Source organism: Pseudomonas sp. P106(2024) (assembly GCF_057480815.1).
Window position 1 is genome coordinate 1 of the sequence record NZ_JBLIYU010000068.1, and the last position, 285, is coordinate 285.

Genomic DNA, 285 nt, shown 5'->3' on the forward strand with positions numbered 1-285 from the left:
ATCTTGATCTTGATCTTGATCTTGATCTTGATCTTGATCTTGATCTTGATCTTGATCTTGATCTTGATCTTGATCTTGATCTTGATCTTGATCTTGATCGCAAGGCTAACCCCTCCTCACTAGCGACAGCTACGCCAGCCCAGGCGCCGCCCGTAACTTCGCGACTTCAGGAGGCCGAACGCAGGTCTTGCGCAGGGAGGTGACGGGCATGGATGCCCGTCAAGCGCTGGGGCCCAGGATGGGCCCTGCAGCGCGGTCCTCCCGGGAGCAAGGCCGGAGTGAGGG

Annotated in this window: 1 protein-coding gene; it reads left to right on the top strand. The window is 56.8% G+C overall.

Translation table 11 applies throughout. The features are described from left to right. Nucleotides 1-203: hypothetical protein (locus AC25M7_RS25540; RefSeq protein ID WP_486971647.1), on the top strand; the 203-nt coding region annotated here is incomplete at its 5' end. Between the last annotated feature and the right edge of the window lie 82 nt (nucleotides 204-285).